The sequence below is a fragment of the Streptomyces sp. NPDC005423 genome, assembly GCF_040606415.1.
Lineage (GTDB): Bacteria > Actinomycetota > Actinomycetes > Streptomycetales > Streptomycetaceae > Streptomyces.
This window is the reverse complement of record NZ_JBEXET010000005.1, coordinates 146,931-172,303: the sequence shown is the minus strand read 5'-3', so window position 1 is coordinate 172,303 and position 25,373 is coordinate 146,931. Positions and strand designations below refer to the sequence as shown.

At 73.0% G+C, this 25,373-nt stretch carries 20 protein-coding genes; 12 read left to right on the top strand and 8 right to left on the bottom strand.

The features are described 5' to 3' along the window. Positions 1-164: 164 nt before the first annotated feature. The 3 genes from ABZT12_RS09745 to ABZT12_RS09735 all read left to right on the top strand — a co-directional run bounded on the left by ABZT12_RS09745 (position 165) and on the right by ABZT12_RS09735 (position 3,056). Positions 165-731: a PDZ domain-containing protein gene (locus ABZT12_RS09745; protein WP_356380127.1), complete on the top strand. Its 567-nt coding sequence runs from the start codon at positions 165-167 to the stop codon at positions 729-731. Positions 732-890: 159 nt separating this feature from the next. Beyond that, positions 891-2,018 (top strand): aminopeptidase P family protein, encoded by a 1,128-nt coding sequence (locus tag ABZT12_RS09740; RefSeq protein ID WP_356380124.1) that lies wholly within the window; start codon positions 891-893, stop codon positions 2,016-2,018. Between the two features lie 9 nt (positions 2,019-2,027). Beyond that, complete coding sequence (locus tag ABZT12_RS09735) at positions 2,028-3,056, top strand: aminoglycoside phosphotransferase family protein (RefSeq protein ID WP_356380121.1); 1,029 nt, start codon at positions 2,028-2,030, stop codon at positions 3,054-3,056. A gap of 253 nt (positions 3,057-3,309) precedes the next feature. Here ABZT12_RS09735 and treZ read toward each other — a convergent pair whose 3' ends face one another. Beyond that, positions 3,310-5,055 (bottom strand): malto-oligosyltrehalose trehalohydrolase, encoded by a 1,746-nt coding sequence (treZ, locus tag ABZT12_RS09730; RefSeq protein WP_356380118.1) that lies wholly within the window; start codon positions 5,053-5,055, stop codon positions 3,310-3,312. A 174-nt stretch (positions 5,056-5,229) separates the two neighbouring features. On the opposite strand from treZ, the gene ABZT12_RS09725 reads away from it, so the two are divergent. From ABZT12_RS09725 to ABZT12_RS09715, 3 genes are all read left to right on the top strand, one after another. Then, positions 5,230-5,781, top strand: a complete 552-nt coding sequence (locus ABZT12_RS09725; RefSeq protein ID WP_356380115.1) for a DUF1707 and FHA domain-containing protein — start codon at positions 5,230-5,232, stop codon at positions 5,779-5,781. A 204-nt stretch (positions 5,782-5,985) separates the two neighbouring features. Continuing rightward, entirely contained in the window at positions 5,986-7,464 is a 1,479-nt protein-coding gene (locus ABZT12_RS09720) for a M14 family zinc carboxypeptidase (protein ID WP_356380112.1), read from the top strand. Then, on the top strand, positions 7,461-7,883 hold the full coding sequence (locus tag ABZT12_RS09715; protein ID WP_356380109.1) for an SSI family serine proteinase inhibitor: 423 nt from the start codon (positions 7,461-7,463) through the stop codon (positions 7,881-7,883). The genes ABZT12_RS09720 and ABZT12_RS09715 overlap by 4 nt, the downstream gene beginning before the upstream one ends. Positions 7,884-7,965: 82 nt before the next feature. Here ABZT12_RS09715 and ABZT12_RS09710 read toward each other — a convergent pair whose 3' ends face one another. From ABZT12_RS09710 to glgX, 3 genes are all read right to left on the bottom strand, one after another. Further along, positions 7,966-9,243: a M14 family zinc carboxypeptidase gene (locus ABZT12_RS09710; RefSeq protein ID WP_356380106.1), complete on the bottom strand. Its 1,278-nt coding sequence runs from the start codon at positions 9,241-9,243 to the stop codon at positions 7,966-7,968. A 277-nt stretch (positions 9,244-9,520) separates the two neighbouring features. Further along, complete coding sequence (gene treY, locus ABZT12_RS09705; protein WP_356380103.1) at positions 9,521-11,884, bottom strand: malto-oligosyltrehalose synthase; 2,364 nt, start codon at positions 11,882-11,884, stop codon at positions 9,521-9,523. A gap of 102 nt (positions 11,885-11,986) precedes the next feature. Next, positions 11,987-14,104 carry a glycogen debranching protein GlgX gene (gene glgX / locus ABZT12_RS09700; RefSeq protein ID WP_356380100.1) on the bottom strand — a complete coding sequence of 706 codons (2,118 nt, stop codon included), beginning with the start codon at positions 14,102-14,104 and terminating at the stop codon, positions 11,987-11,989. A 179-nt stretch (positions 14,105-14,283) separates the two neighbouring features. Here glgX and ABZT12_RS09695 point away from each other — a divergent pair, with 179 nt between their 5' ends. The 4 genes from ABZT12_RS09695 to ABZT12_RS09680 all read left to right on the top strand — a co-directional run bounded on the left by ABZT12_RS09695 (position 14,284) and on the right by ABZT12_RS09680 (position 18,649). Next, positions 14,284-15,102: a Tat pathway signal sequence domain protein gene (locus ABZT12_RS09695; protein ID WP_356380097.1), complete on the top strand. Its 819-nt coding sequence runs from the start codon at positions 14,284-14,286 to the stop codon at positions 15,100-15,102. A 58-nt stretch (positions 15,103-15,160) separates the two neighbouring features. Then, positions 15,161-16,480 (top strand): copper amine oxidase, encoded by a 1,320-nt coding sequence (locus ABZT12_RS09690; RefSeq protein WP_356380095.1) that lies wholly within the window; start codon positions 15,161-15,163, stop codon positions 16,478-16,480. 104 nt (positions 16,481-16,584) lie between these two features. Next, on the top strand, positions 16,585-17,826 hold the full coding sequence (locus ABZT12_RS09685; RefSeq protein WP_356380093.1) for an SAV2148 family HEPN domain-containing protein: 1,242 nt from the start codon (positions 16,585-16,587) through the stop codon (positions 17,824-17,826). A gap of 100 nt (positions 17,827-17,926) precedes the next feature. Next, entirely contained in the window at positions 17,927-18,649 is a 723-nt protein-coding gene (locus tag ABZT12_RS09680; RefSeq protein ID WP_356380091.1) for a 3'-5' exonuclease, read from the top strand. A 111-nt stretch (positions 18,650-18,760) separates the two neighbouring features. Here ABZT12_RS09680 and ABZT12_RS09675 read toward each other — a convergent pair whose 3' ends face one another. Beyond that, positions 18,761-19,624: an aminoglycoside phosphotransferase family protein gene (locus ABZT12_RS09675; RefSeq protein WP_356380088.1), complete on the bottom strand. Its 864-nt coding sequence runs from the start codon at positions 19,622-19,624 to the stop codon at positions 18,761-18,763. Between the two features lie 279 nt (positions 19,625-19,903). Continuing rightward, positions 19,904-22,150, bottom strand: coding sequence for an MMPL family transporter (locus ABZT12_RS09670; RefSeq protein WP_356380085.1), 2,247 nt, complete (start codon positions 22,148-22,150; stop codon positions 19,904-19,906). 334 nt (positions 22,151-22,484) lie between these two features. On the opposite strand from ABZT12_RS09670, the gene ABZT12_RS09665 reads away from it, so the two are divergent. Both ABZT12_RS09665 and ABZT12_RS09660 read left to right on the top strand, forming a co-directional pair. Beyond that, positions 22,485-23,030, top strand: coding sequence for a DUF1697 domain-containing protein (locus ABZT12_RS09665; RefSeq protein ID WP_356380082.1), 546 nt, complete (start codon positions 22,485-22,487; stop codon positions 23,028-23,030). Positions 23,031-23,090: 60 nt separating this feature from the next. After that, positions 23,091-24,113 (top strand): 2-dehydropantoate 2-reductase N-terminal domain-containing protein, encoded by a 1,023-nt coding sequence (locus ABZT12_RS09660; protein WP_356380078.1) that lies wholly within the window; start codon positions 23,091-23,093, stop codon positions 24,111-24,113. A 47-nt stretch (positions 24,114-24,160) separates the two neighbouring features. Here ABZT12_RS09660 and ABZT12_RS09655 read toward each other — a convergent pair whose 3' ends face one another. Continuing rightward, on the bottom strand, positions 24,161-24,376 hold the full coding sequence (locus ABZT12_RS09655; RefSeq protein ID WP_356380075.1) for a hypothetical protein: 216 nt from the start codon (positions 24,374-24,376) through the stop codon (positions 24,161-24,163). A 245-nt stretch (positions 24,377-24,621) separates the two neighbouring features. After that, positions 24,622-25,371 (bottom strand): sirohydrochlorin chelatase, encoded by a 750-nt coding sequence (locus ABZT12_RS09650; RefSeq protein ID WP_356380072.1) that lies wholly within the window; start codon positions 25,369-25,371, stop codon positions 24,622-24,624. Positions 25,372-25,373: the final 2 nt, after the last annotated feature.

Sequence of the window (25,373 nt, the reverse complement as noted above, 5' to 3'; positions counted from 1 at the left end):
CCGACTCGGCAGACCGATTGAGCGGCTGACCGGCTGACCGGCTGACCGATTGAGCGGCTGACCGGCTTGTCGGAGAGGGTGGCACCCGCTCGTGGATCAGGCTCACTCGTTCGTGGCTCGTCGGACGCCGGTGCGGTGGGTAGGGCACCTGCCGGAGGCGAACCATGGAACAGACCGCGTTGCGTCCCAAGCCGATGCCAGGACAGGACCCCGGCGGCGGCACCCCGCCCGGCCTCACCCGGCGCCCGCACGCCGCCCGGCGCCGCGGCCGGCGCCTTGCGACCCTGGTGCTCGGCCTGTCCGCCGGGGTGGTGCTGGTTCTGTCGGGGATCGGCCTCGGAACGGTCGGCGCCACGGTGATCGGCATGAGCAGACTCGCCGAACTGCGCCACGGGACGGCCGCCCCGGGCGCGCCCTCCGCACCGCGCTCCGTCCCGGCGAGCGCCCCGGCCGCCGCGGCCGTCTCCGGAGCGACGCTCGGCGTGGAGGCCGTCGACGCCGAGAAGGCGGGCGCTCTCGTCATCGGCGTCCACGTGCCCGGGCCGGGCTACACGGCGGGTCTCGTACGCGGGGACGTACTCCTCACGTTCGGCGGCACCCGGGTCGACTCGGCGGCCGACCTCGTCCGCGCCGTCGCCCACGCCCGCCCCGGCGCCCGGATCACCCTCACCGTCCGCCATCACGGCGGCGGCTACCAGCAGTTGGCCGCGACCCCGGGTGTCATCGTCTGACGCGGCAGCCCGGAGGGGACCCCCGTAAGTACCTCCGACCGGCTCGCGCCACCTCCCGGGTCCGGGCAGGATGCTGCCCGTAGACCCCTTTTTCCTAGCCCCCTCGCCCCTCGCCCCCTTGTTGTCTTCTTTTTTACCGCCCCGTATCGGGAGGCACGGATGACCGGTAGCACGCCCACGTCCTTCACCGCCGACGACTACCGGTCCCGGATGGAGCGGGCCGCGCGGGCTGCCGCCGACGCGGGACTGGCGGGACTGCTCGTGGCGCCGGGCCCGGACATGGTGTGGCTCACCGGCTACGCGCCCACCGCGATCACCGAACGGCTCACCGTCCTGGTCCTCACCCCCGACCGCCCCCCGGTCCTCGTGGTGCCCACCCTGGAGGCCCCCGACGCGGCCAAGGCACCGGGCGCCGGTTCCCTGACCCTGCGCGACTGGACCGACGGCAAGGACCCCTACGCCGCGACCGCCGCCCTGCTGGACGCCACCGGCCGCTTCGGCATCAGCGACAACGCCTGGGCCATGCATCTGCTCGGCCTGCAACAGACACTGCCCGGCACCTCCTACGCCTCCCTCACCGACGCCCTGCCGATGCTCCGCGCCGTCAAGGACACGGTGGAACTGAACCTCCTGGCGGCCGCCGGCGAGGCCGCCGACGCGACGTACGAGGAGATCCTCAAGGTGCCCTTCGCCGGCCGCCGCGAGTCCGACGTGGCCGGCGATCTCGCCGACCTGCTACGGCGGTTCGGGCACTCCCAGGTCGACTTCACCATCGTCGCCTCGGGCCCCAACGGCGCCAACCCGCACCACGAGGTGGGTGACCGGGTCATCCAGCGCGGCGACATGGTCGTCCTCGACTTCGGCGGCCTCAAGGACGGCTACGGCTCCGACACCTCCCGCACCGTCCACGTCGGCGAACCCACCGACGAGGAACGCCGGGTCCACGACATCGTGCGCGAGGCACAGGAGGCCGGCTTCCGGGCGGTACGGCCCGGCGTCGCCTGCCAGGACGTCGACCGGGCCGCCCGCGCGGTCGTCAACGACGCGGGGTACGGCGAGTACTTCATCCACCGCACCGGCCACGGCATCGGCGTCACCACGCACGAACCGCCCTACATGATCGAGGGAGAGGAACAGCCCCTCGTCCCCGGGATGTGCTTCTCCGTGGAACCCGGCATCTATCTTCCCGGCCGCTTCGGGGTGCGCATCGAGGACATCGTCACCGTCACCGAGGACGGCGGGCGCCGGCTCAACGACACGCGCCGCGAGATGGCCGTGGTGGACTGACCGGCGATCATGACCGAGGCACCGACCCCCACCGCGGACACCGTCCGCCGGCTGGTCCGATCCCTGCTCAAGGACGGCCCGCCCGGCGCCGACGGGCCCGAGGTGCGGCCCGTGGCCGAGGGCGGCGAGCGGACGACCTGGTGGGTCGGTACGCGTCATGTGCTGCGGCTGGCCCCGGACCGCGATGCCTCCCGGCGGCTGCGCCGCGAACTGCGCCTGCGCGATCTCGTACGGCCGCAGTTGCCCGTCGCGGTCCCGACGAGCGTGGCGCACGGCGAGTGGGCGACCGGGCTCGCCTTCACGCTGGACACGAAGATGCCCGGCGACTCCGGGGAGGACCGGGACGTGTCCGCCGTGGGCGAGGCCGACCTGGCCGGGCTGCTCACCGGACTGCGTGACGTGCCCGCCCGCCAGGCCGAGGCGCTCGGTGTCCCGCGCACCGCCCCACGCTCCCTGGAGGCGCTGCGCCGGGCCGCCGAACGGGCTGCCGGGCGGCTCGCCGATGCCGACGAGTTCGATCCCGGACGGCTCCAGCAGCTGACCCAGCCGGGCACGGCCCAGCTCGCCGCCCAGCCCGGTACCGCCGTCGTCGCCCACCACGGTCTCCGGGGCGAACATCTCCTCGTCAGCGCCGACGGCCGGGTGCGCGGTGTCCTGGGCTGGACGGACGCGGTCGTCGGCGATCCCGCCGAAGACATCGCCGGACTCGCGCTCGCCGTCGGCTCTCCGGCCGCCGTACGCGCCGCCACCCTCGCCGGCTACGGCGCCCGCCCCTGTCTGCGCGGTCTCTGGCTGGCCCGCTGCGACACCGTCGTCCGGTTGGCCGGGAGCCTGGCCGGCCGCCGCGCCGGACGCGACGACAGCCCCCTGCCCCTCCTCCGCACCCAACTGCGGCGCACTTGGGAGGCGATCCTCCTGGAGCGGGTCACGGAGCTCCGCGACGACGACTACGGGCACGGCTACGGGGAAAGCGGCGGCGCCGAAAGCGGTGACGGTGACGGTGACGGCGACGGCGAGGGCGGCGACGGCGGCGACTAGGAGTGGGGCGGCGGGCGCCTGGAGCGGGCGCGGGCGCGTAAACGTTTACGTAAACGTTCGCGCAAGGACGTGCGCAAACGCTTACGCAAGCGTATGCGTAAGCGTTTACGCGAACGTTTACGTGCGGCCCCCCGCCCCGTGCGGGATTCCGTCACCCACGGCCGTCACCCACGGCCACCGCCGCCACCGCCGCCCGCTCGATCGCTCGCGCAACCGAGGGCGTAAACGATTGCGCGAGCGCTTGCGCAAGCGTTTACGTCTGCGTCAGCACCACACACGACTCCCCGGGCAGGCGCAGCAGTCCGTCGTTCCCCGGCGCCTCCACCGGCTCCCACGCGGCCAGTACCCGTGCTGGGCGGGAGCCCAGGGGGATCGCGGCCGGCTCTTTGCCGAGGTTCACCGCCACGCGTACGTCGCCCCGCCGGAGGGCGAGCCAGCGGGCCTCCTCGTCGTAGGCCACCTTGGTGTCGGCGAGGTCCGGGTCGGTGAGGTCGGCCTCCTGGTGGCGGAGGGCGATGAGCCGGCGGTACCAGTCCAGCACGCGCGCGTGCGGCTCGTTCCCGGGCTCGGACCAGTCGAGGCAGGAGCGGTCCCGGGTCGCCGGGTCCTGGGGGTCGGGGATGTCCTCCTCGGCCCAGCCGTGCGCCGCGAACTCCCGCCGCCTGCCCCGCCGTACGGCCTCCGCCAGTTCCGGGTCCGTGTGGTCGGTGAAGAACTGCCAGGGCGTGCCAGCCGCCCACTCCTCGCCCATGAACAGCATCGGCGTGCAGGGCCCGGCCAGCGTCAGCGCGGCGGCGCAGGCCAGCAGGCCGGGGGAGAGGGAGGCCGAGAGCCGGTCTCCCTGGGCCCGGTTGCCGATCTGGTCGTGGGTCTGGCTGTAGCCGAGCAGCCGGTGCGCGGCCACGCGCGTACGGTCCAGAGGGCGCCCGTGGTGGCGTCCCCGGAAGCTCGAATACGTGCCGTCGTGGAAGAAGCCACCCGTCAGCGTCCGGGCGATCGCGGCGAGCGGCGCCCGCGCGAAGTCCTCGTAGTAGCCCTGGGACTCGCCGGTCAGCGCGGTGTGCAGCGCGTGGTGGAAGTCGTCGTTCCACTGCGCGTGCAGCCCGAGGCCGCCCTCCGCGCGCGGGGTGATCAGCCGCGGGTCGTTCAGGTCGGACTCGCCGATCAGGAAGAGCGGCCGGCCCGTGTCGGCGGCGAACGTGTCCACGGCGGCGGAGAGTTCCTCCAGGAAGTGGCACGCGCGCGTGTCCTTCAGCGCGTGCACCGCGTCGAGGCGCAGCCCGTCGATCCGGTAGTCGCGCAGCCACGCCAGCGCGCTCTCCAGGAGGTAGGCGCGCACCTCGTCCGAACCGGGCGCGTCCAGGTTCACGGCGGCGCCCCACGGAGTGTGGTGCGTCTCCGTGAAGTAGGGGCCGAAGGCGGGCAGGTAGTTGCCGGACGGGCCGAGGTGGTTGTGCACCACGTCCAGTACGACGCCGAGCCCCAGTTCATGGGCCCGGTCGACGAACCGCTTCAGCCCCTCGGGACCGCCGTACGGCTCGTGCACGGCCCACAGGGAGACCCCCTCGTACCCCCAGCCGTGCCGGCCGGGGAACGGGCACAGGGGCATCAACTCCACGTGGGTGACGCCCAGTTCGACGAGATGGCCGAGTCGTTCGGCCGCCGCGTCCAGGGTGCCTTCGGGTGTGTACGTCCCGACGTGCAGCTCGTAGAGGACCGCGCCGGGCAGCGGCCGGCCCGTCCACGCGGCCCGCCACGGGTACCGCTCGTGGTCCACGACGGCGCTCAGGCCGTCCGGGCCGTCCGGCTGGCGGCGCGAGCGCGGGTCGGGCAGCGGCGGACCGTCGTCCACCGCGAACCCGTACCGCGCGCCGTCCGACGCCTCGGCCTCCGCGGCCCACCAGCCCTCGTGTTCCGGATCACGCTCCATCGCGCGCGTGGCGCCCTCGCGATGGAGGGTCACTCGTTCTGCCTGTGGTGCCCACACCTCGAACTTCACGGACGGTTCCCCTTCGTCTGCCCACCGGGATGTAGCCGGTTCATCGTGCTTCAAACGAGATCGACTCGCTTTTGAATCTGCCCTTTCGCGGAAGGTGTCGTCCATTCGCACACGCGTGGGCACCGTTTTCCCGTCTTCTGGACACCCGGGGTTCGCTGACCGACAATCACGAACGTGACGTCGTCCTTCGAGTTCCACACGTACCCCGCGCGTTTGTCCGACGCGGAGCGCGACAAGGCGCTCAAGGTGCTCCATGACGGCGTCGCCATGGGCCGCCTCTCGCACGACACGTTCGTGCGGCGCATGGAGTTGGCGCTGGCCGCCCGCCGCTCCGACGAACTCGCCGTCCTCACCGCCGACCTGTACACCGAGAGCCGGCTGTCGCGGCTGCTGTTCGGTTCCGTGGAGGCGGTCTCCGGGTTCACCGTACGGCTGCGCAGGGCCTGGCAGGCCGAGCGGCTGCCCAAGCTGCTGCTGCCCCACCCGGGCAACGGGCATCCGCTGCGCATAGGCCGCGACCCCGCCAACGGACTGCGCCTGAACCACGAGACGGTCTCCCGGGTGCACGCCGAACTCCGACGCCAGGGCGCCCTGTGGGTACTGCGCGACCTCGGCTCAACCAACGGCACCACCGTGAACGGCAGGCGCGTGATCGGCGCGGCCGTGGTCCGTGAGGGCGACCAGATCGGCTTCGGCCGGATGGCGTTCCGGCTCTCCCTGCACTGAGCCCCGCCCGACCCCGCCCTACCTGCGGCCCGGTCCACGCTCACCGCCGGATGGCGACCCGGGGTGCCGGAATCCCTTTGCCCGCACCGGTGTTGACGTACTCCGTCCGCCGTGACTGACTGTGCTTGAGTCGGCACAACTGGTGAACCGACGGCACCGCAAACGGGGAGGTGTGCTCTGACACGCCTTCCGCGCTACCCGTCCGTGGACGAACTGGCCACCCGCGCCGCCGCACTCGTCGCCCGCCGTCCCGGGGACGCCAGGCTGCGCCGGGTCGGCACCTCCCGGGCCGGTACGCCCCTGTGGCTGCTCTCCGTGGGCCACGGCAGCCGCCAGGCCCTCGTCGTCGCCGGACCGCACGCCAACGAGCCCGTGGGCGGCGCCACCGTCCTGCGCCTCGCCGAACGGGTTCTCGCCGACCCCCGGTGGTCCGAGGGCTCCGACGCCACCTGGAACCTCCTGCTGTGCCTCGATCCGGACGGCTCGCGCCGCAACGAGGGCTGGCTCTCCGGCCCGTACACCCTTGGCCACTACTTCCGGCACTTCTTCCGGCCCGGCTTCCTCGAACAGCCCGAGTGGCTGCCCGACGGGGCCGCCGCCGCGGCGCTCCCGGAGACCCGGGCCCTGCTCGCCCTCCAGGACGAGCTGCGCCCCTTCTTCCAGTGCTCCCTCCACGGTGTCGACGTCGGCGGCGGCTTCGTCGAACTCACCCGCGACCTGCCCGGCCTCGACCGGCGCGTCGCGCACACCGCGGCCCGCCTCGGCATCCCGCGCGAACTGGGCGCGTACGACACCCTGTACTGGCCGGGCCTGGGGCCCGCCGTCTACCGGATCCCGCCGCCGCGGCGGGGCGATCGGGCCGCGGCGATCACCGAGGCCGCCGTCGAGTCGACCTGGTTCCATCCACACCGGCACGGCACCGTGACCGCCGTCGTCGAGGCGCCGATGTGGGGTGTGGCGGCCGTGGAGGACGGTTCGCCGTCCGCGAACCCCGACGCGGTCCTGCGCACCGTGAGCCACACCCTGCGGCACGACGCGCGGACCCTGGAGCGGATCCTCGCGCGGCTGCGTCCGCACCTCCCGGGCAGTTCCGCCCCGGGGGAGCCGCCGGCGGTGACGGCACCCGACGCGGGGGCCGCACTCCCGACGGCGCTCCCGCCCGGCGCCCGCGCCCGCCCCCACGCGAACGCCCCGGCCCCCGCCGTCCCGCCCGGGGTACGGCCGCGGCCCGGTGACCCGGCGGAAGCGGCGCGGCTGCTCGCTCCGGTGGACGACTATTTACTGATCTGCCCCGGGCTCGCCGACGCGTGGGACCCCGACGTCGACGCCGGTACGGCGGCCCACCCGCTCCCGCCGCTCAGCACCGCCCACCTCGCCACCCTGCGCATCGCCGGGCGGCGCCTCGCGCTGCGCACCGCCGGGCTGCTGCACCAGGTCGTGACCGGCGCCGGGCGCGACCCGGCGGACGTGCTGCCGGAGCTCGACCTGCTCCTCGACCAGTGGTGCGCCGACTACCGCGACGGCTGCGGAGCACGCTGGATCCCGGTCGGCCGGCAGGTCGAGTACCAGTCACGGGTGGTGCTCAGCGCGTTCGAACTGGCCGGACAGTACGCGTCCGAGGGCCCCCGTTCGGGTGAGCCGGGTTGGGGCACGGGGACCGTGGTGCCGATGCACCGGGAATGACCTACACCAAGAAAGCGGCTCTCCTCCGGGGAGCCCTGCTCACGGCCACCGTCCTCCTCACCGCCGCACCCGCCCCGGCGCAGGCGGCAGCCGGGACCGGGGTACGGAGCGACTGGCTCTACCTCACGGTCACCCATGGCGACGCCCGCTCCAGCGACACCCGGGGCACCCTCCTGGTGTGCGGCAACCCACCCCGGGGGCACGCCCACGCGGCCGAGGCCTGCGCGGAACTCGACAGGGCGGGCGGCGACATCGCGGCCATCCCGCCCAAGAGCGTCTACTGCACGATGATCTACGCCCCGGTGACCGCCCACGCGCGCGGGCAGTGGAAGGGCCGGCCGGTGGACTACACGCAGAAGTTCTCCAACTCCTGTGCCCTGCACGCCCGGACGGGAGGGGTCTTCGCACTCGACGACTGACTCGGGGGCGGCCGGTGCCGGGGCAAGGGCGAAGGGCCGGCGGGTGAGGCGCCGCACGCGCGCGTGCGGACCGCCCGCCGGCTCACGCGCGCGTGATCGTCGCCGTCTCCCGGAACCGCCGCTCGGGCGCGCGCAGGACCGCCGCCACCGCCGTGCGGGCCTGGTGCTCGACCTGGTGCTCCAACGGCACCCAGCGGGCGCGGAACCGCTCCGCGAAGGCCTCGCTCCACAGGGCCACCAGGTCCTCAAGGCGGGGCGCCGCGACGTCACCGGCCTCCTGGAGCACCCGCAGCAGCATCGAGGCGGCCCGCAGCGGCAGCCGTCGGCCGAACGCGTCCACGCTGCCGACGTACGCCCTCGTGGTGTCGACGGGCGGTACGCCGGCCCAGTCGGCGGCCAGCCCCGGCACCAGCTCCAGCGCCCAGACGGCGGCCCGCAGCAGCGGCCCCCCGGCGTTCGCCAGCCGTGGCAGCGCCTCGGCGAGCACACCGTCCACCTCCCGCGTGTCCCGCAGCAGCCGGTCCGCCAGCCACCGCATCGCCGCGGCCGGCGCGGGATGCGGCGCCGGGTCGTCGACCAGGTCGCTCGCCCACATCGGCACCTCGACGACCGCCGTCAGACCGCCGTAGCGGTGCGTGTGGTACCAGGTGCTGTGCCGGGCGTCGTCCGGCATGCTCGGGTACGCCACGTCCGAACCGGGCGCCGGCATCACGTGCACACCGGGACCCGACGCGGGCCAGCCCGCCGCGTCCGAGGCGCCCGTCTCCACCGGGATGTGCAACGCGGCCGCCGACCTGGCGAACGGCTCGGCGAGCCCCGGTATGTCCTTCGTCAACTGCACCCAGGTGCCGCCCAGTTCGGTGCCGTGCAGGGTCACCTGGAGGTAGGGCCGCAGCTCGTCGATCACCCCGGTCAGGGCGCGGGTCTCCGGCGGCAGCCGGTCCGGGGGCAGCACCGAAGGCGACCACTCCGGCTGCTCGGCCCCGGCCGGACGGAAGAAACCCAGGTGGTAGTCGAGCAGGCTGCGGGGCGCGGGCGTGACATGCAGACTCGCGCCGTCCGGGTCCGCGCAGAGCAGGAAGTGCCAGGAGGTGCGGGCCCGCAACGGCCGTTCGCGCACCGCCCGTTCGGCCAGCGCGAGCAGGGTGGAACCACCGGCCGGCTCATTGGCGTGCGCGCCCGCGACGACGAGCACGGCGCGTGGGGCGTGCCCCACGGAGAGCAGATGGAGAGGGCGCCCCGCGCGGGAGACGCCGACCTGCCGCAGCGCGCAGAGAGCCGGCCGATGAGCGACCAACGCCCCTGCGCCCGCGACCAGTTCGGCCACACTGAGGTAACACGGCTCCGGCACGAGACTCACCCCCGTTGTGTCCGCCCGGACTCGCAAGCGCAGTACCCCATGCTCTCCGGGAACTGTCAAGGAGACCAGGTGGGGCCTCCCCGTGGCGCCCGCACGCCTCAACTGCGTTCTGTGCGACCTGTGTTGCTCGCAGGATGCCCGAAGCCCTCCTACGGTTGCGCCTACCCCGAGGCGCCGCTCGCACCGCCCGGACGCGACTCCGTCCACGCGCGCGTGCCGCACCGATCCGGGCGTACGAGGGCGCCCGCTCACCGAGCACCCTCGTGCCCCGCACCGGTCAGGCCCCTTCGGCTTCCTCCGCCCGCTCCAGCAGCACCACCGGCAGCCGTTCGAAGAGCTCCGCCACGCGCGCGTGCCCCGTGAACTCCCGTTCCGGGGCCAGCACATCGGTCCACCGCCCCGGAGGCAGCGGCAGCCGCGTCTCCCCCCAGCCACCGGCCTCCGCGAGGCCCGCCGACAGCCGGGTCACGGCCGTGAGGACGCTCCCGGAGCGGGTGAACGCCAGGCAGTGCCCCGCCGCCGGGCCCTGCGCCGTCAGCGGCGCGTACGTCGCCGAGTCCCCGAACACGTCCGGCCGGCGCGCCCGCAGCCGCAGCGCGGCGGCCGTCAGCGCGCCCTTGTCACCGGGATCCTCGGGCGGGAACCGTACGGGCCGCCGGTTGTCCGGGTCGACCAGCGCCCGGTACTCGGCCTCGGTGCCCTGGTAGACGTCCGGCACGCCCGGCATCGTCAGCTGCACCAGGGCGGCGCCGAGCAGATTGGCCCGGATGTGCGGTTCCAGCGCCTGCCGGAGGGCGGCCACCCGCTCGCCGGGCGCCCCGCACGGCCCGGCCTTGACGAACGCCGCCACCGCCTCCTCGTACGACGGCTCCTGCTCGGTCCAGCTGGTATAGAGCCCGGCCTCGCGCACGTGCTTCAGCAGCGCCCCCTGGACCCGCTCCGGGTCCGCCGGGCCGAGCCCGAACACCGTCTGCCAGGCCGCCCACGCCACCTGCGCGTCCGGCCCGCTCTCTCCGGAACGGCTCACCTCGGTGAGGAGGTCCGACCAGCGCTCCGGGCACTCGGTGAGCACCGCCAGCGCGGCCCGTACGTCGGCGCTGCGTTTGGTGTCGTGCGTCGTCAGGACGGTGCCGGTGGCGGGCCAGTCGTGCTGCACGCGCGCGCAGTAGGCGTGGAAGTCCTCCGGGGACACCGCGGGACCGCCCGGCTCCCCGCCCACCTCCGTCGCCGACAGCAGCGGCACGTAGCGGTAGAAGGCGGTGTCCTCCACCGACTTGGCCCGCAGCGCCGAGGACGTCTGCGCGAACCGCGCCCGGAACTCGTCGTGCGCGGGCCCCTCCCCGTACCGCCCGAGCAGCAGATCCCGTACGACGTCGACCGCGCCGGCCTCCTCCGGGACGACGAAGGACTGCCGGGCCTGCGCCGCGGCCTCCTCGGTGACGACGGCCGCGGTGTCGCCGGAGGTGTACGGACGGTAGACCTCCATGCGGACCAGGAGCTCCCGCAGCGCCGTGCGCAGCGCCCAGGGGGCCCGGTCGCGCAGCGCGGGGTCCGGCGACCCGGCGCACAACGCGCTCACGACCCGGCTCAGCCGCTCCATCTCGGCGGCCAGTTCGTAGGTGAGCACCTTGTACGCCGCCCGTCGTACGGTCGGCTCCCAGTGGCCGCCCCGGTCCGTGCGCGGGTCGGCGAACAGCCGGTAGCGGGCGAGGAGTTCGTCCGACCCGGCGGGGTCGGTGAAGACTCCGTCGATGTGCCGCAGGGCGTCGTAGCCCGTGGTGCCCGCCACCGGCCACGCGGCCGGCAGCGGCTCCCCGTCCGCGAGGATCTTCTCGACGACCGTCCAGCGGCCCCCGGTGGCCTCGTGCAGCCTGCTGAGATAGGCGTCGGGGTCGGCGAGGCCGTCGGGGTGGTCGATGCGCAGGCCGTCGACCACGCCCTCGCGCAGCAGTTGGAGGATCTTGGCGTGCGTGGCCTCGAAGACGTCCGGGTCCTCGACCCGCACCCCGATCAGCTCCGAAATGCTGAAGAAGCGGCGGTAGTTCAGCTCGGTACGGGCCAGCCGCCACCACGCGGGGCGGTACCACTGCGCGTCCAGGAGCTGCGGCAGCGGCAGCTCCGCGGTGCCCTCGCGCAACGGGAACACGTGGTCGTAGTAGCGCAGGACGTCGCCGTCGACTCTCAGGTGCTCGATCTCGGAGCCGAGCGGATGCCCGAGGACCGGGAGCAGCACCTTGCCGCCCTGTGCCGCCCAGTCGATGTCGAACCAGCGCGCGTACGGCGACTCGGGGCCCTCCCGGAGGACCTCCCAGAGGGCGTGGTTGTGGCGCGGGGCCATCGCCATGTGGTTGGGCACGATGTCCACCACGAGGCCCAGGCCGTGCTCCCGCGCGGTGCGCGACAGCGCCCGCAGGCCCTCCTCGCCGCCGAGTTCGTCGCGCACGCGCGCGTGGTCCACGACGTCGTAGCCGTGCGTCGAGCCCGGGACGGACTCCAGGACGGGGGAGAGATGCAGGTGCGAGACGCCGAGCGACGCCAGGTACGGCACCGCGGCAGCGGCCGCCTCGAACGGGAACTCGGGCTGCAACTGGAGCCGGTAGGTGGCCGTGGGCACCGCGGGATCGGGTCGCTCAGATGTCATGTTGACCTACGTACCCGCCCGGCCGGGTTTGACCTCATCGGCTCGGCCATGTGTCCCCCCTGCCGTGCCCGGTGACCCACCCGGGCACGGCGAGGAGGCCCCCTAGGTCGGGCGGCGCAGTACCGTCATGCTGCGGTCCACGAGGGTGAGCCGGTCGCCGGCCTCGACCTCCCGGGCCGTGTCCTGGGGCACCCCGTCCGTTTGGGCGGTGTCGACGACGACCTCCCACTTCAGGCCGAGGTCGACCGGCACGACGAAGTCCAGCGGCTCGGGGGAGGCGTTGAACATCATCAGGAAGGAGTCGTCCGCGATCCGCTCCCCGCGGGCCCCCGGCTCGGAGATCGCGTTGCCGTTGAGGAACACCGCCAGCGCCGTCGCCTGCGCCGAGTCCCAGTCGCGCTGTGCCATCTCCTTGCCCTCGGGAGTGAACCAGGCGATGTCCGACAGCTCGTCGTGGAGGCCCTCCACGGGCCGCCCGTGGAAGAAGCGCCGGCGCCGGAAGACCGGATGCTCCTTGCGCAGCCGCGCCATCGCGCGCGTGAACTCCAGCAGCTCGCTGCCGGGCCCCTCGCCCTCCGGCCACTCCACCCAGGCCAGTTCGCTGTCCTGGCAGTAGGCGTTGTTGTTGCCGCCCTGGGTGCGCGCGAACTCGTCCCCGTGGCTGATCATCGGCACGCCCTGGGAGAGCATCAGCGTGGCGACGAAGTTGCGCATCTGCCGGGCCCGCAGGTCGAGCACGGCCGGGTCGTCGGTGTCGCCCTCGACCCCGCAGTTCCAGGACCGGTTGTGGCTCTCGCCGTCCCGGTTGTCCTCGCCGTTGGCGTCGTTGTGCTTGTCGTTGTACGCCACCAGGTCGTGCAGGGTGAACCCGTCGTGGCAGGTCACGAAGTTGATCGAGGCCAGCGGCCGGCGGCCGTCGTCCTGGTACAGGTCCGAGGAGCCGGTCAGCCGGGACGCGAACTCGGCGAGCGCCCGCGACTCGCCCCGCCACAGGTCCCGTACGGTGTCGCGGTACTTGCCGTTCCACTCGGTCCACAGCGGCGGGAAGTTGCCGACCTGGTAGCCGCCCTCGCCGACGTCCCAGGGCTCCGCGATCAGCTTCACCTGGGAGACCACCGGGTCCTGCTGGACCAGGTCGAAGAACGACGACAGCCGGTCCACCTCGTGGAACTGCCGGGCGAGCGTGGCCGCGAGGTCGAAGCGGAACCCGTCGACGTGCATCTCGGTGACCCAGTACCGCAGCGAGTCCATGATCAGCTGGAGCACGTGCGGGGACCGCATGAGGAGCGAGTTGCCGGTTCCCGTGGTGTCCATGTAGTAGCGGGGGTCGTCCGTCAGCCGGTAGTACGACGGGTTGTCGAGGCCCCTGAAGGAGAGCGTCGGCCCCAGGTGGTTGCCCTCGGCGGTGTGGTTGTAGACGACGTCGAGGATGACCTCGATGCCGGCCTCGTGCAGCGCCCGCACCGCGGACTTGAACTCCAGCACCTGCTGGCCGCGGTCGCCCCAGGACGCGTACGCGTTGTGCGGGGCGAAGAAACCGATGGTGTTGTAGCCCCAGTAGTTGTTCAGCCCCATGTCCACCAGGCGGTGGTCGTTCACGAACTGGTGCACCGGCATCAGCTCCAGCGCCGTGACGCCCAGCTCGGTGAGGTGCTCGATGACCGCCGGGTGGGCGAGCGCCGCGTAGGTGCCGCGCAGCTCGTCGGGCAGCCCCGGGTGGCGCATCGTGAGGCCCTTCACGTGGGCCTCGTAGAGCACGGTCTCGTGGTAGCCGTGCCGGGGCCGCCGGTCGTCGCCCCAGTCGAAGTAGGGGTTGACCACGACCGACGACATCATGTGCGGTGCCGAGTCCAGGTCGTTGCGCCGGTCGGGGGCGTCGAAGTGGTAGCCGTAGACCTCCTCGCCCCAGTCGATCGACCCGCTGATCGCCTTCGCGTACGGGTCGAGCAGCAGTTTCGCGGAGTTGCACCGCTGTCCGTGCTCGGGCGCGTACGGACCGTGCGCGCGGAAGCCGTACCGCTGCCCGGGCATGATGCCGGGCAGGTAGGCGTGCCGCACGAACGCGTCGCTCTCGCGCAGCTCCACCGCCGTCTCCGAGCCGTCGTCGTGCAGCAGACACAGCTCTACTCGGTCCGCGGTCTCCGTGAAGACCGCGAAGTTGGTACCGGCGCCGTCGTACGTGGCACCGAGTGGATATGCCTCTCCAGGCCAGACCTGCATGGTCACGACTCTTTCAGCTGAGCCCCGCCACCGGGGCACCTTGGTTCCCAGTCTCCCCGAAAGTGATGGAACCACGTGTGACTTACGTCCCTCTTACCCGGCGACCAGTGCATACGCCGTATGCGACCAGTGGGACAGAACACATACTCCCGGGGACACAGGGGGAGTAGGGGGAAGATGTGCGCGAGACAGTGCGCCGCCATCTGGGCAAGGTGATGGCCGGCGCGGCCGTCGCGGTGGCCGGAACAGCCGTGATGATCGGGATCACACTGCCCGGCACGGCGGGGGCCGACGAGTCCGGGGGCACGGGAAACAGCCAGGCGGCGGGACAGGCGGCCGGACAGGCGGCCGACGGTCCGGCCGGGGCACCGCCCGCCGTCGTCGAAGCGGCCCCGGCCGAAGGCGCGAAGGGCAAGGGCAGCGACCCGCTCACCGACGACGAGATCAAGCGCGTCGAGCGGATCGCGCTGAACCAGCAGCTCTTCCAATCCAGCGAGAACGTGACCGGGAAGCGCGGCCCGCAGCGTCTCGACGTCGAACTCGCCGCGCCGGACGACTCCGAGCTGGACGACGCCAACGCGCCGCGCCGGGCGGACGTGACGTTCTACGACTACAAGGACGACACCCTCGTCACCAAGACCGTCGACCTGGACACCGGCAAGGTCGAGGCGACCGGCACCCAGCGCGGCGTCCAGCCGCCGCCGAGCCGCGACGAGAACACCGAGGCGGCGAAACTCCTCATCGCCTCCCCGCAGGGCGCGGGCCTGAGGGCGGACTACCAGGACGCCACCGGCAGCAGACTCACCTCGCCCGACCAGCTGTTGCTGACCGCCATGGTCTACAAGGCCACTCCGGGGGACCGGTCGGGGGTCCTCGGCCAGTGCGGTGAGCACCGCTGCGTGCGGCTCTTCCCGAAGGTCAGGAACGGGCCGTGGATCGACGCCCGGTCCTTCGTGATCGACCTGAGCGCCGGCAAGGTCGGCAAGCTCGCCGGCTGAGCCGCTCCCGCCCTTCCCGCTCCTCAACTTGCTTCTCCTGTAAGGGAGTCACTTCTTCATGCGCGTCAACAGAATGAGCCGTGCCCGCAGGCGGGCAGCGATAGGACTGGCCGTGGCCGCGCTGGCGGCCGGTGCCACGGCGGGCGCCGGACCGGCCGTGGCCCAGCCGAGGACGACCGCCGCGCCCGCCGCCGACTGCAGCGCCGCCTACCGGATCGAGCAGAAGCTCTCCACCGGCACCACCTGGCGGATGTGCTGGCACTACGAGCGCGACGCCGGCCTCGTCCTGGAGCACATCTCCTACCAGCCGCCCGGCGAGGCCCAGCCGATCAAGGTGCTCGCCACCGCCAAGCTCGCCCAGGTCCACGTGCCCTACGACGACGGCTCGAACGAGTACAGCGACCTCACGCAGTACGCGTTCGGCACCGGCCTGATGAACATGGCGCCCGGCGAGTGCCCCGGCGGCACCATCAAGACCGTCAAGGTCCCCGACGCCCCCGACCCGGCCCACCCGAACGTCAAGGGCCTCTGCACCACGACCCGTTCGCGCGGCCACGCCTTCCGGATGCAGGGCGACAGCGCCAACAAGGTCTTCCAGACCCAGGGCAAGGACTTCCTCGTCTACACGGTCAACCAGGTCGGCTGGTACGAGTACATCACCGAGTGGCGCTTCCAGGACGACGGCACGATCAACATGAACGTCGGGGCCACCGGCAGCCTCTCCCCGTACGACTACGACGCCGGTGACGGCCGCGGCTGGCCGCTCGGCAAGGGCGCCACCGCGTACGCGACGAGCCACCAGCACGACGTGTTCTGGCGGCTCAACTTCGATCTCGACGGCTCCTCCAAGGGCCGCGTCGAGCAGTACGACTCCGTGGTCACCCCGCCCGCGCAGGGCGGCGGCACCCCGACCAACAAGACCACCCGCACCAAGGTCACCAAGGAACTCGCGGGCGACGCCAAGAACATGCGTTGGTGGCGGATGGTCAGCGCGACCGGAAAGAACAAGGACGGTCACGCCCGGTCGTACGAGATAGTCCCGGGCGCCACCACCAAGTACCCGGGCCGCGCCTTCACCCAGCACGACGTGTTTTTCACCCAGTACGACAAGTGCGAGCAGTACGCCAGCGACAACCTGCCCAACTGCGGTACGGGACACGGGAAGTCGGTGGACAAATGGGTCAATGGCCAGACCCTCACCCACCCCGTGGTCTGGGTGAACGTGGGCTTCCACCACATCGCCCGCGACGAGGACCAGCAGCCGATGCCGGTCCACTGGCAGGGGTTCTCCATCGCCCCGCGCGATGTCACCGCCATGAATCCGCTCACTCCGGCCGAGCTCGCCGACCAGAACGGCGAAGTGCACGGCGGTAGTTGAGGAACGACCCTGTCCATCCGGCTGCACCGCCGACCGGTCCCGGAGTACCCTTCCTTGATCGTTGGGACTGGGGAGAGCTCGGGGGAGCGGAAGGCGGTGCGCGGGTGGGCTCGGGAGGGCTGGAGCTGCCCCCTGGTGACGGGGGTCACGAGGGGAGCTCCGCGGATGTCCCGCCCGGTGTGGTGTCCCTGGCACGGCCGATAGACGCGGTGGGTTCCATCGGTCCGGAACTGGACTGGGACGCCGAAGCCTGGCGAGAGGTGCGGACGCGCGCCCAGCGGGCCGGCCGGGCGTACATCTGGCTGAACCTCGTGGAACAGCGCCTGCGGGCCGTCGTCGCCGCCGTCCTGCGGCCCGTCTACGAGCCCGTGCACGGCGACGAGTGGGTGGTCGCCGCCGCCGGACCGGCCGGCCAGGAGTGGGTGCAGCGGGCGGTCGCCGTACGCGAAGTCAGCCGCCGCAAGGGCTACTTGCTCGACCCGGCCGACGACAACGTCCTCAGCTTCCTCACCCTGCCGCAGCTGCGCGAGCTGATGGTGCAGCACTGGCCGTGCTTCGAGCCCTACTTCGACGAGCGCCGGGACGTCGAACTCGCCCTGGACGAACTGGAAGTGACCCGGAACGTCGTCTCCCGCAACCGGGCCCTGTCCGAGGCCGTGCTCAACCAGGCCGAACGGGCCTCCGCGCAGCTCCTGGAGACGCTCGGCACCGGCAGCGACGTGCCCTCCGCGCGCCGGCTGCCCGTCGACGCGGTCGAGGAACTGATCGGCGACCGCTACGCGGACGTGGTCGCCGTGCACCCCGACCGGGTGCGGCTGATGCGCCAGTTCCCGGCCGAGGACCTCTTCGGCGGCGCCCGCCGCCTCGACGCGATCGGCATCGGGCTCAACCTGCTGGTGCAGAACTTCTCCGGACGGCGGCTGGTCCGGCTCGCCGAGGACGGCTGCCGGGTGCGGCTGCTCTTCCTCAACCCCGCCTCCAGCGCGGTGAAACGGCGCGAGCGTGAACTCGGTTTCAAGCGCGGTGAGTTGAGCCGGGCCGTCGAGATGAACATCCTGCACATGCGCCGGGTGCGCTCCCGGCTGCGCGACCCGGGGGCCTTCGAGATCCAGGTCTACGACGAGACCCCCCGCTGCACGGCGTACCTGGTCGACGGTGACGGTGCGGACGGCATCGCCGTCGTGCAGTCCTACCTCCGCCGGGCCCGCGGCATGGAGGCGCCGGTGCTGGTCCTGCGGAACGGCCACCGGGTGGTCAAGTCGGGCGAAGTGGATGACAGTGGTCTCTTCCCGACCTATCGCGAAGAGTTCGAGCAGATGTGGGCGGACTCCAGGCCGGTCTCCTGACCTCCATGAGGGACGAGCGGAACGCGGTCCCCGGATTGTCAGTGGCTCGTGCGAGGGTGGAGCCCACTGGGGGAAAGCACCACGGAGAAGGGGGGCCGCCATGGCCTGGCACCAAGAGCTGCTGATCGGCTTCGACCTGGAGACGACCGGTACGGAACCGCGGGAGTCGCGCATCGTCACCGGCGCGGTGATCGAGGTCCGGGGCGGCCGTCCGCAGGGACGCCGCGAGTGGCTGGCGGACCCGGGCGTGGAGATCCCCGCCGAAGCGGTCGCGGTGCACGGGATCAGCAACGAGCGGGTGACCGCCGAGGGCCGGCCCGCCGACCAGGTCGCCGACGCGATCGCCGCCGTCCTGGTGACGTACTGGCAGTCGGGCGTCCCGGTCGTCGCCTACAACGCGGCTTTCGACCTGACCCTGCTCTCCGCCGAACTGCGGCGCCACGGACTGCCCTCGCTGCGCGACCGGCTCGGAGGCCAGGACCCGGCCCCGGTCATCGACCCCTACACGATCGACCGCTCCGTCGACCGCTACCGTCGCGGCAAGCGCAACCTCGAAGCGGTCTGCGCCGAGTACGGCGTGGTGCTCGACTCCGCCCACGACGCCTCGGCCGACGCCCTCGCCGCGGCCCGGCTGGCCGGCGCGATAGCCGACCGCCACCCCAAGGTCGCGTCCCTCGGCCCGGCGGAGCTGCACCGCCGGCAGATCGAGTGGTATGCCGAGTGGGCGGCGGACTTCCAGAGCTTCCTGCGCCGCAAGGGCGACCAGGACGCGGTCGTGGACGGGACCTGGCCCCTGCGCGAACTCGCGGCCGAGACGGTCTGACGGCCCGCCTCCGACGTCCGCCTCGACGTCGGCTCCGACGCCCGCTCCGACATCGGCTTCATCCGTCCGTTTCCACGGGCCGCCCCCAACGGCCGTGGCGGGGCCGCCGGTTCAGAACGGATACCAGCGCACCGTCTCGTCCCCGTCGCGCAGAGACGCGACCCGGCGCTCGAACTCGGCCCGTGCCGCGGGGCTGTTGGGGGCGTGCTGGGCGACCCAGGCGCAACTGGCCGTCTCCCGGGCGCCGCGCAGCACCGAGCAGCCGTCCCACTCGCGCACGTCCCAGCCGTACGCGTCGGTGAACGAGTCGTAGGCCTCGGCCGCCAGCCCGTAGCGGTCGCGGGACAGGGCCATTACCACCAGGTCGTGCTCGCGCAGATCGGCGGAGAAGGTCTCCAGGTCCACCAGGACCGGGCCGTCCGGGCCGATGTGCACATTGCGGGGCAGCGCGTCGCCGTGGATCGGACCGGGTGCCAGACGGGGGGTGAGCGCGGCGGCGGCCGAGGCGAAGCCGTCCCGTCGGTCCCGCAGGAAGGCCGCGTCCGCCGGGTCGACCGCGTCACCGGCGAGCCGCAGCCAGCGTTCCACCCCGCCCAGCAGTGCGCGGGGCGGCAGGGCGAACGGCGGGGCGGGCAGGGCGTGGACGACTCGGAGCAGTGCGGCCAGATCCCGTGGCTCGGCGGGGCGTACCGGATCGGGCAGCCGGTGCCACACCGTCACCGGGTGGCCGTCGGCCAGCAGCGCCTCCGGTCCGGCGGCCCGCACCGCCGGCACGCCCTCCTCGGCGAGCCAGACCGCGATCGCCAGCTCGCGCCGGGCCCGCTCCAGGAGTTCGGCGTCCCGGCCCACCTTGACGACCAGGTCACCGGCGGCGAACACCGCGTTCTCGCCGAGGGCGAGCAGCCGCGCGTCCCGCGCCCGGCCGGGCAGCACACCGGCCGCGGCAAGTACGTCCCGGGCCCGTGCCTCGTCCATCGTCCGCCTCCGAGTCGTCCGCGCTGTGGGTGGGCGACGCGTCGAGTCCCCGCCATCCGTCGGCCAGTGTCGCATTCGCACAGGCGGGGCGGCGGGCCAGGCGTCTCGACGGGGGCGATCCGCCTCGCCCGGCCGCGGGCCCGGCGGAAGGAGGGAGGAGGACGGGAACCTGCTCCTCGCCCGCTGTCAGCGCTGACGCGGTGGGACAGCGGTGAGGGCCTGCTGGTTCCCCCGGGATACCAACAGACCCTCGTACAAGGGGCGTTCAGAGCGGCGGGGTCACACCCGCAGCCGCTCGCCGCCGTCCGCGGCCACCGGCGGGCCGACCGGCTCCGGCGACTCGTCGTGGGTGAGGTCGGGCAGGCGGTGCAGCCACTTCGGGAAGTACCAGTTCCGCTCGCCCAGCAGCGCCATCACCGCGGGGAGCAACACGCCCCGGATGACCGTGGCGTCGATGAGCACCGCGGCCGCGAGGCCCACGCCCATCTGCTTCATGGACTGCATCGACAGGGTGCCGAAGATCGCGAAGACGGCGACCATGATGACGGCCGCGCTGGTGACGACGCCGGCCGTGGTGACCACACCGTGCTGGATCGCGTCCCGGGTGCTGCGGCCCCGCAGCCGGGCCTCGCGGATCCGGGAGACGACGAACACGTGGTAGTCCATCGACAGGCCGAACAGGATCACGAAGAGGAACAGCGGCAGCCAGGTGACGATCGCGCCGACCCCCTCGGCGCCGACCAGCGAGGCGCCCCAGCCGTGCTGGAAGACGGCGACGAGAATGCCGTAGGCGGCGCCCACCGAGAGGAGGTTGAGGGCGATCGAGGTGATCGCGACCGTCAGCGAGCGGAACGACAGGAGCATCAGCAGGAAGGCGAAGACGACCACGAAGGCGAAGACCGGGACGACCGAGCCGAGGAGCTGGTCGTTGAAGTCCTTCGACCCGGCGACCGATCCGGTGATCGGTGCCCGGACGCCGTCGACCTTGCCGAGCGTGGCGGGCCGCACCTCGTCGCGCAGCTTGTCGAGGCTCTTCGCCGCCTTGTCCTGGTCGGAGCCGCCGACGAGGGGGACGAAGACGAGGGCGACGTTCTGCGCGTCGTGCAGCTTGATGTCGATCGGGCCCCGCGAGGCGCCCGAACTGACCGCCCGCGCCTTGAAGTCGGCGAGTGCCGCCCGGACGTCGGAGGCGTTGATGTCCTTCGCGCTGACCACCACCTCGGCCGGCTCGGAGCCGCCGGGGAAGGCGTCGTTGACCCGGTTGTACGTACCCACGATGGGCAGCGAGTTGCCGAACTCCTGGTCCAGCGTGAGGTTCTCGGTCTTCATGCCGACCGCGGGAGCGGCGATCGCGAGCAGCGCGCCGACCGCGACGAGGACGGAGACGAGGGGCTTGGCGAGCACGCCCCGCAGCACGGTGGTCCAGAACCGGCTCTCCCCGTTCCCCTTGGGGTCGCGCCGCCGGAGGAAGGGGACACGGCCCTTCTCGACCCGCTCGCCCAGCAGGGAGAGCAGGGCGGGCAGCACCGTCACGGAGCCGACCATCGCGACCGCGACGACCATCAGCGAGGCCAGGCCCATCGCCTCGAACTGGGCGAGCCCGGTGAAGAGCATCCCCGCCATCGCGACGCACACCGTGACACCGGAGACGACGATGGCGCGCCCGCTGGTCGCGGCGGCGATCCGCAGCGCGGCCCCGGCGTCCCGGCCGGCCGCGCGCTCCTCGCGCTCACGGCGCAGATAGAACAGGCAGTAGTCGACCCCGACGGCCAGACCGACCAGCAGCATCACGGAGTTGGCGGTGTCGCTCATCGGCTGGACATGGCTGACGAGACCCATCAGGCCCATCGTCGCCATGATCGCGGTGATCGCCAGCGCCACCGGCAGCAGCGCGGCCACCAGCGCGCCGAAGGCGATCAGCAGGATGCCGAGGGCCACCGGTACGGCGGAGAGCTCCGCCTTCTGGAAGTCGTCGCCGAACGCGTCGTCGTACTGCTTCGCCATGCTGGCGCCGCCGATCTCCTCGATCCGCAGCGCTCGATGGTCCTTCTGCACCCCGGCGACGGCCTTCAGTACCGGCCCCACGCGGTCGCCCGCCGTGTCCGAGTCGCCCCGGATGTCGAACTGCACGAGGGCGCTGCGGCCGTCCTTCGAGATCGTTTTGGTGTCGTACGGCGACGTCACGTCCGAGACCCGGCCGGTGCCGTCGACCGCCTGGACTAGCGCGGCGACCGCCCCGCGGAACTCGGGGTCGGTGGCTTTGACCGTGCCGTCCTTGGACTGGATCAGGACGGTCTCACCGGCCGGCTCCTTGATCCCCGCGTCGTCGATGATCCGCGCGGCGGTGTGGGTCTCGCCCTTGAGCTGGTCACTTTCGTTGACGTCGACCCGGCCCGCCGCCGAACCGAGTCCCATGGCCAGGACCACGAACAGCACCCAGATGCCGACCGCGGCCCAGCGGTGCCGGGCGCTCCAGCCGCCGGCCCGGGCGGCCAGGCCCCGCACCCGCGAATCTCGGTTCCCCATGACGGGCTCGTCTCCTCGAACGCGGTGACAACCCCTGCCGTCACCTCTCCCTTCGAAGGTATGGCGCCGATAAGAACGTCTCCTCCTGCTCCCCGGTGAGCTGTCGCGGGCGCGGCTCCTCCCGACGGACCGGGGACCCTCACCACTGGGGAGGACGTCGGCCCCTTACATCTATCTGAAGATCTCGGGGACGATCATCGGGGTGTCCGATCCACGACCGCCGACCCCGCTCCCGCCTGGGCCGACCCGCACCCCACGCGGCGGCCCGCACCTTCCGGTCGGCGGTCGTGACGCCCAGCCCCGCGGGGCACGACGGCCGCTCTAGAGTGAGCGGATGACGACGTATGCGGCGCTGCTGCGCGGGATCAACGTGGGCGGCGCCAGGAAACTTCCGATGGCCGAACTGCGCGCCCTCATGGAGGAGCTCGGGCACCTCGGCGTCCGCACTCATCTGCAGAGCGGCCAGGCCGTGTTCACCGTCGGCCGCGGCGACGAGGACTCCCTCGCGGCCGGGCTCGCGGAGGCGATCGAGGGGCGGTTCGGCTTCGCGGTCGACGTGATCGTGCGCGACCACGCGTACCTGAAGGCCATCGTCGACGCGTGCCCGTTCCCGGCCGCCGCACTGGAGGCCAGGCAGCTCCACGTCACCTACCTGTCGGCCCCGGTGGAGGAGGAGCGCTACGCGGACGTCGACCGGGCCGCCCACCTCCCGGAGGAGTTCCGCTTCGGCGACCGTGCGCTCTACCTCTACGCCCCCGACGGCCTCGGCCGCTCCCGGCTCGCCGTGGAACTGTCCCGGCCCCGGCGCGTCAAGGGTCTGACCGCGACCACCCGCAACTGGAACACGGTGGTCAAACTGGCCGAGCTGACCGGGAGTTGACCCGCTCCGCCGCGCGGGCGGAGCGGGCCGGCGCCGCGCGGGCTGTGCGAGGCTCGCCCCATGCGCTACATCATCATCGGAGCAGGGGCGGTCGGCGGTGCGGTCGGCGGCCGGCTGGCGGAGTCGGGACACGAGGTCGTGCTGGTCGCGCGGGGCGCGCACGGGGCGGCCCTGAGCGCGGACGGGCTGCGCTTCAGGGTGCCGGAGGGCGAGCTGTCGTACCGGCTGCCCGTCGTCGACGGGCCCGCCGCCCTCGGCGAGTTGCGCGCCGACGACGTGCTGCTGCTGGCCGTGAAGACACAGGACAGCGAGGCCGCGCTCGGCGCCTGGGGTCCGGCACCGGTCGCCGGCGGCGGGACGGCCGCCGAGCGGCTGCCGGTCGTCTGCGCGCAGAACGGGGTGGAGAGCCAGCGGCTCGCCCTGCGCCGCTTCCGCCGGGTGTACGGGGTCTGCGTCTGGCTGCCGTCGACGTTCGTCGAACCCGGTGTCGTCTCCGCCGCCGGCAGCCCGCTCACCGGCGTGCTGCACCTGGGCCGCTTCCCGCACGGCACGGACGAGACGGCCCGGCTCGTCGCCGCCGACCTGGCCAAGTCGCGGTTCGAGGCACCGGTCGTGCCGGACGTGACGCGCTGGCAGTACGCCAAGCTGCTCGGCAATCTGGGCAACGCGATAGAGGCGGTCAGCGGTCCGCTGGACAGCGCGGCGAGGTTGGCGTTCTACCGGCGGGTACGAGCGGAGGGCGCGGCCGTGCTCGACGCGGCCGGCCTCGCCCACGCGAGCGAGGAGGAGGAGCAGGCGGCCCGGGGCGAGAAGATCCGGCAAGTGCCGCTCGACGGCGTGCCGCGCGGCGGCGGTTCCTCCTGGCAGTCCCTCAGCCGGGGCACCGGCACCATCGAGTCCGACTTCCTCAACGGCGAGATCGTCCTGCTGGCCCGGCTGTACGGCGTACCGGCCCCGCTCAACGAGCTGCTGCAACGGCTGGCGAACGGCTTCGCGCGCGAGCGCCGGGCGGCCGGCTCGCTGCCGCTCGCCGAGCTGGTCCGGCTCGGCGACGAGGCCGTGGCGTCGGCTCAGGAGTCCTGACGGCCCGCTGCCCTGTGCCGCGATGCTGCCGCAGGCCACAAGTACCCTCAGCGCGACGCGAGTTGGGCGCCGATCGGCCCGGCCCGGTGCGGGTCGCCGTGACCGCCGTCGAGCGGTACGCCGAGAAGGTGCCGAGGGGTCTGTACGTGGCCGTGTGCACCCGTGTCCGCGAGCGCCGCGAGGACGGCTTCGACGCCGTCGTCGCCGACTCCCTCGCGGGGACCGGGACTTCCCGCCGTGACCGTCACCGCGCCGCCGGTCACGGGTACCGGACCGGCCGCCGTTCGCCGAGCCCGCAACGGGAGTTGAGTTCTCCGGCCGGAACCCGACCCCGGTACCGGCGGCACGGTGACACGAACGCCGCCGGAAACGCAGTACGGAGCGGGGCCCCCGGCAACAGGCGCGAGCCCGTCGGAGGCCGCACCGCGGACCGGCCGTCCGGGGCCGGCACCGCAGGGGAGTGCCGGCCCCGGACGACCTCGTACGGGACGGTCTCCCGCCGGACGGCTCAGGCGCCCACCGCGGCCGGTCGGGCGACGTGGGCCGCGTCGTACCGTTGCAGTACCACCCGGGCCACCTCCGGCGCCGGACCGAGCACCTCGGCGAGGACATCCGCGCCGGCCGCACCGCGGGCGATGCGGTCGGGCAGGTGACCGGGGGCCAGGACATAGGGCGCGACCGCGACCCGCCGACAGCCCAGCGCGCGTAGCTCCCGCACCGCGTCCTCGGTCCGGGGAAGGGCCGCGGAGGCGAACGCGGGCCGCACGGCACGCCAGCCGGTGCGCTGCCACCGGCGCGCGAGTTCGGCGATCGCCGTGATCGCCTCCGGGTCGGTGGACCCGGCCGAGGCCAGCACGACCCCGGTGGACGACCGGTCGGCGGGCGTGGCCCCGGCCTCGTAGAGCCGTCGTTCGAGCGCGTCCAGCAGCAGCGGGGAGGGGCCCAGTACCTCGGCCTGCCGGATCCGCAGCCGTGGCGGCGCGTCCCGCAGCACCGCCGGGATGTCCGCCTTCGCGTGGAACGCGCGGTTCAGCAGCAGCGGCAGGGCGACGACGTCCCGTACGCCCTCCGCCGCCAGGGACCCCAACACCCCAGGCACGGAAGGGATGTTGAAGTCGAGAAAGCCGGTCTCCACGCGCAGCCCGGGCCGCCGCGACCGTACCCGCCGGACGAGGGCGTGCACGGTCGCGGCGTGCCGCGGGTCACGGCTGCCGTGTGCGATGACGACGAGAGTGGGGCCGACCGGCTTCTGGTGCACTG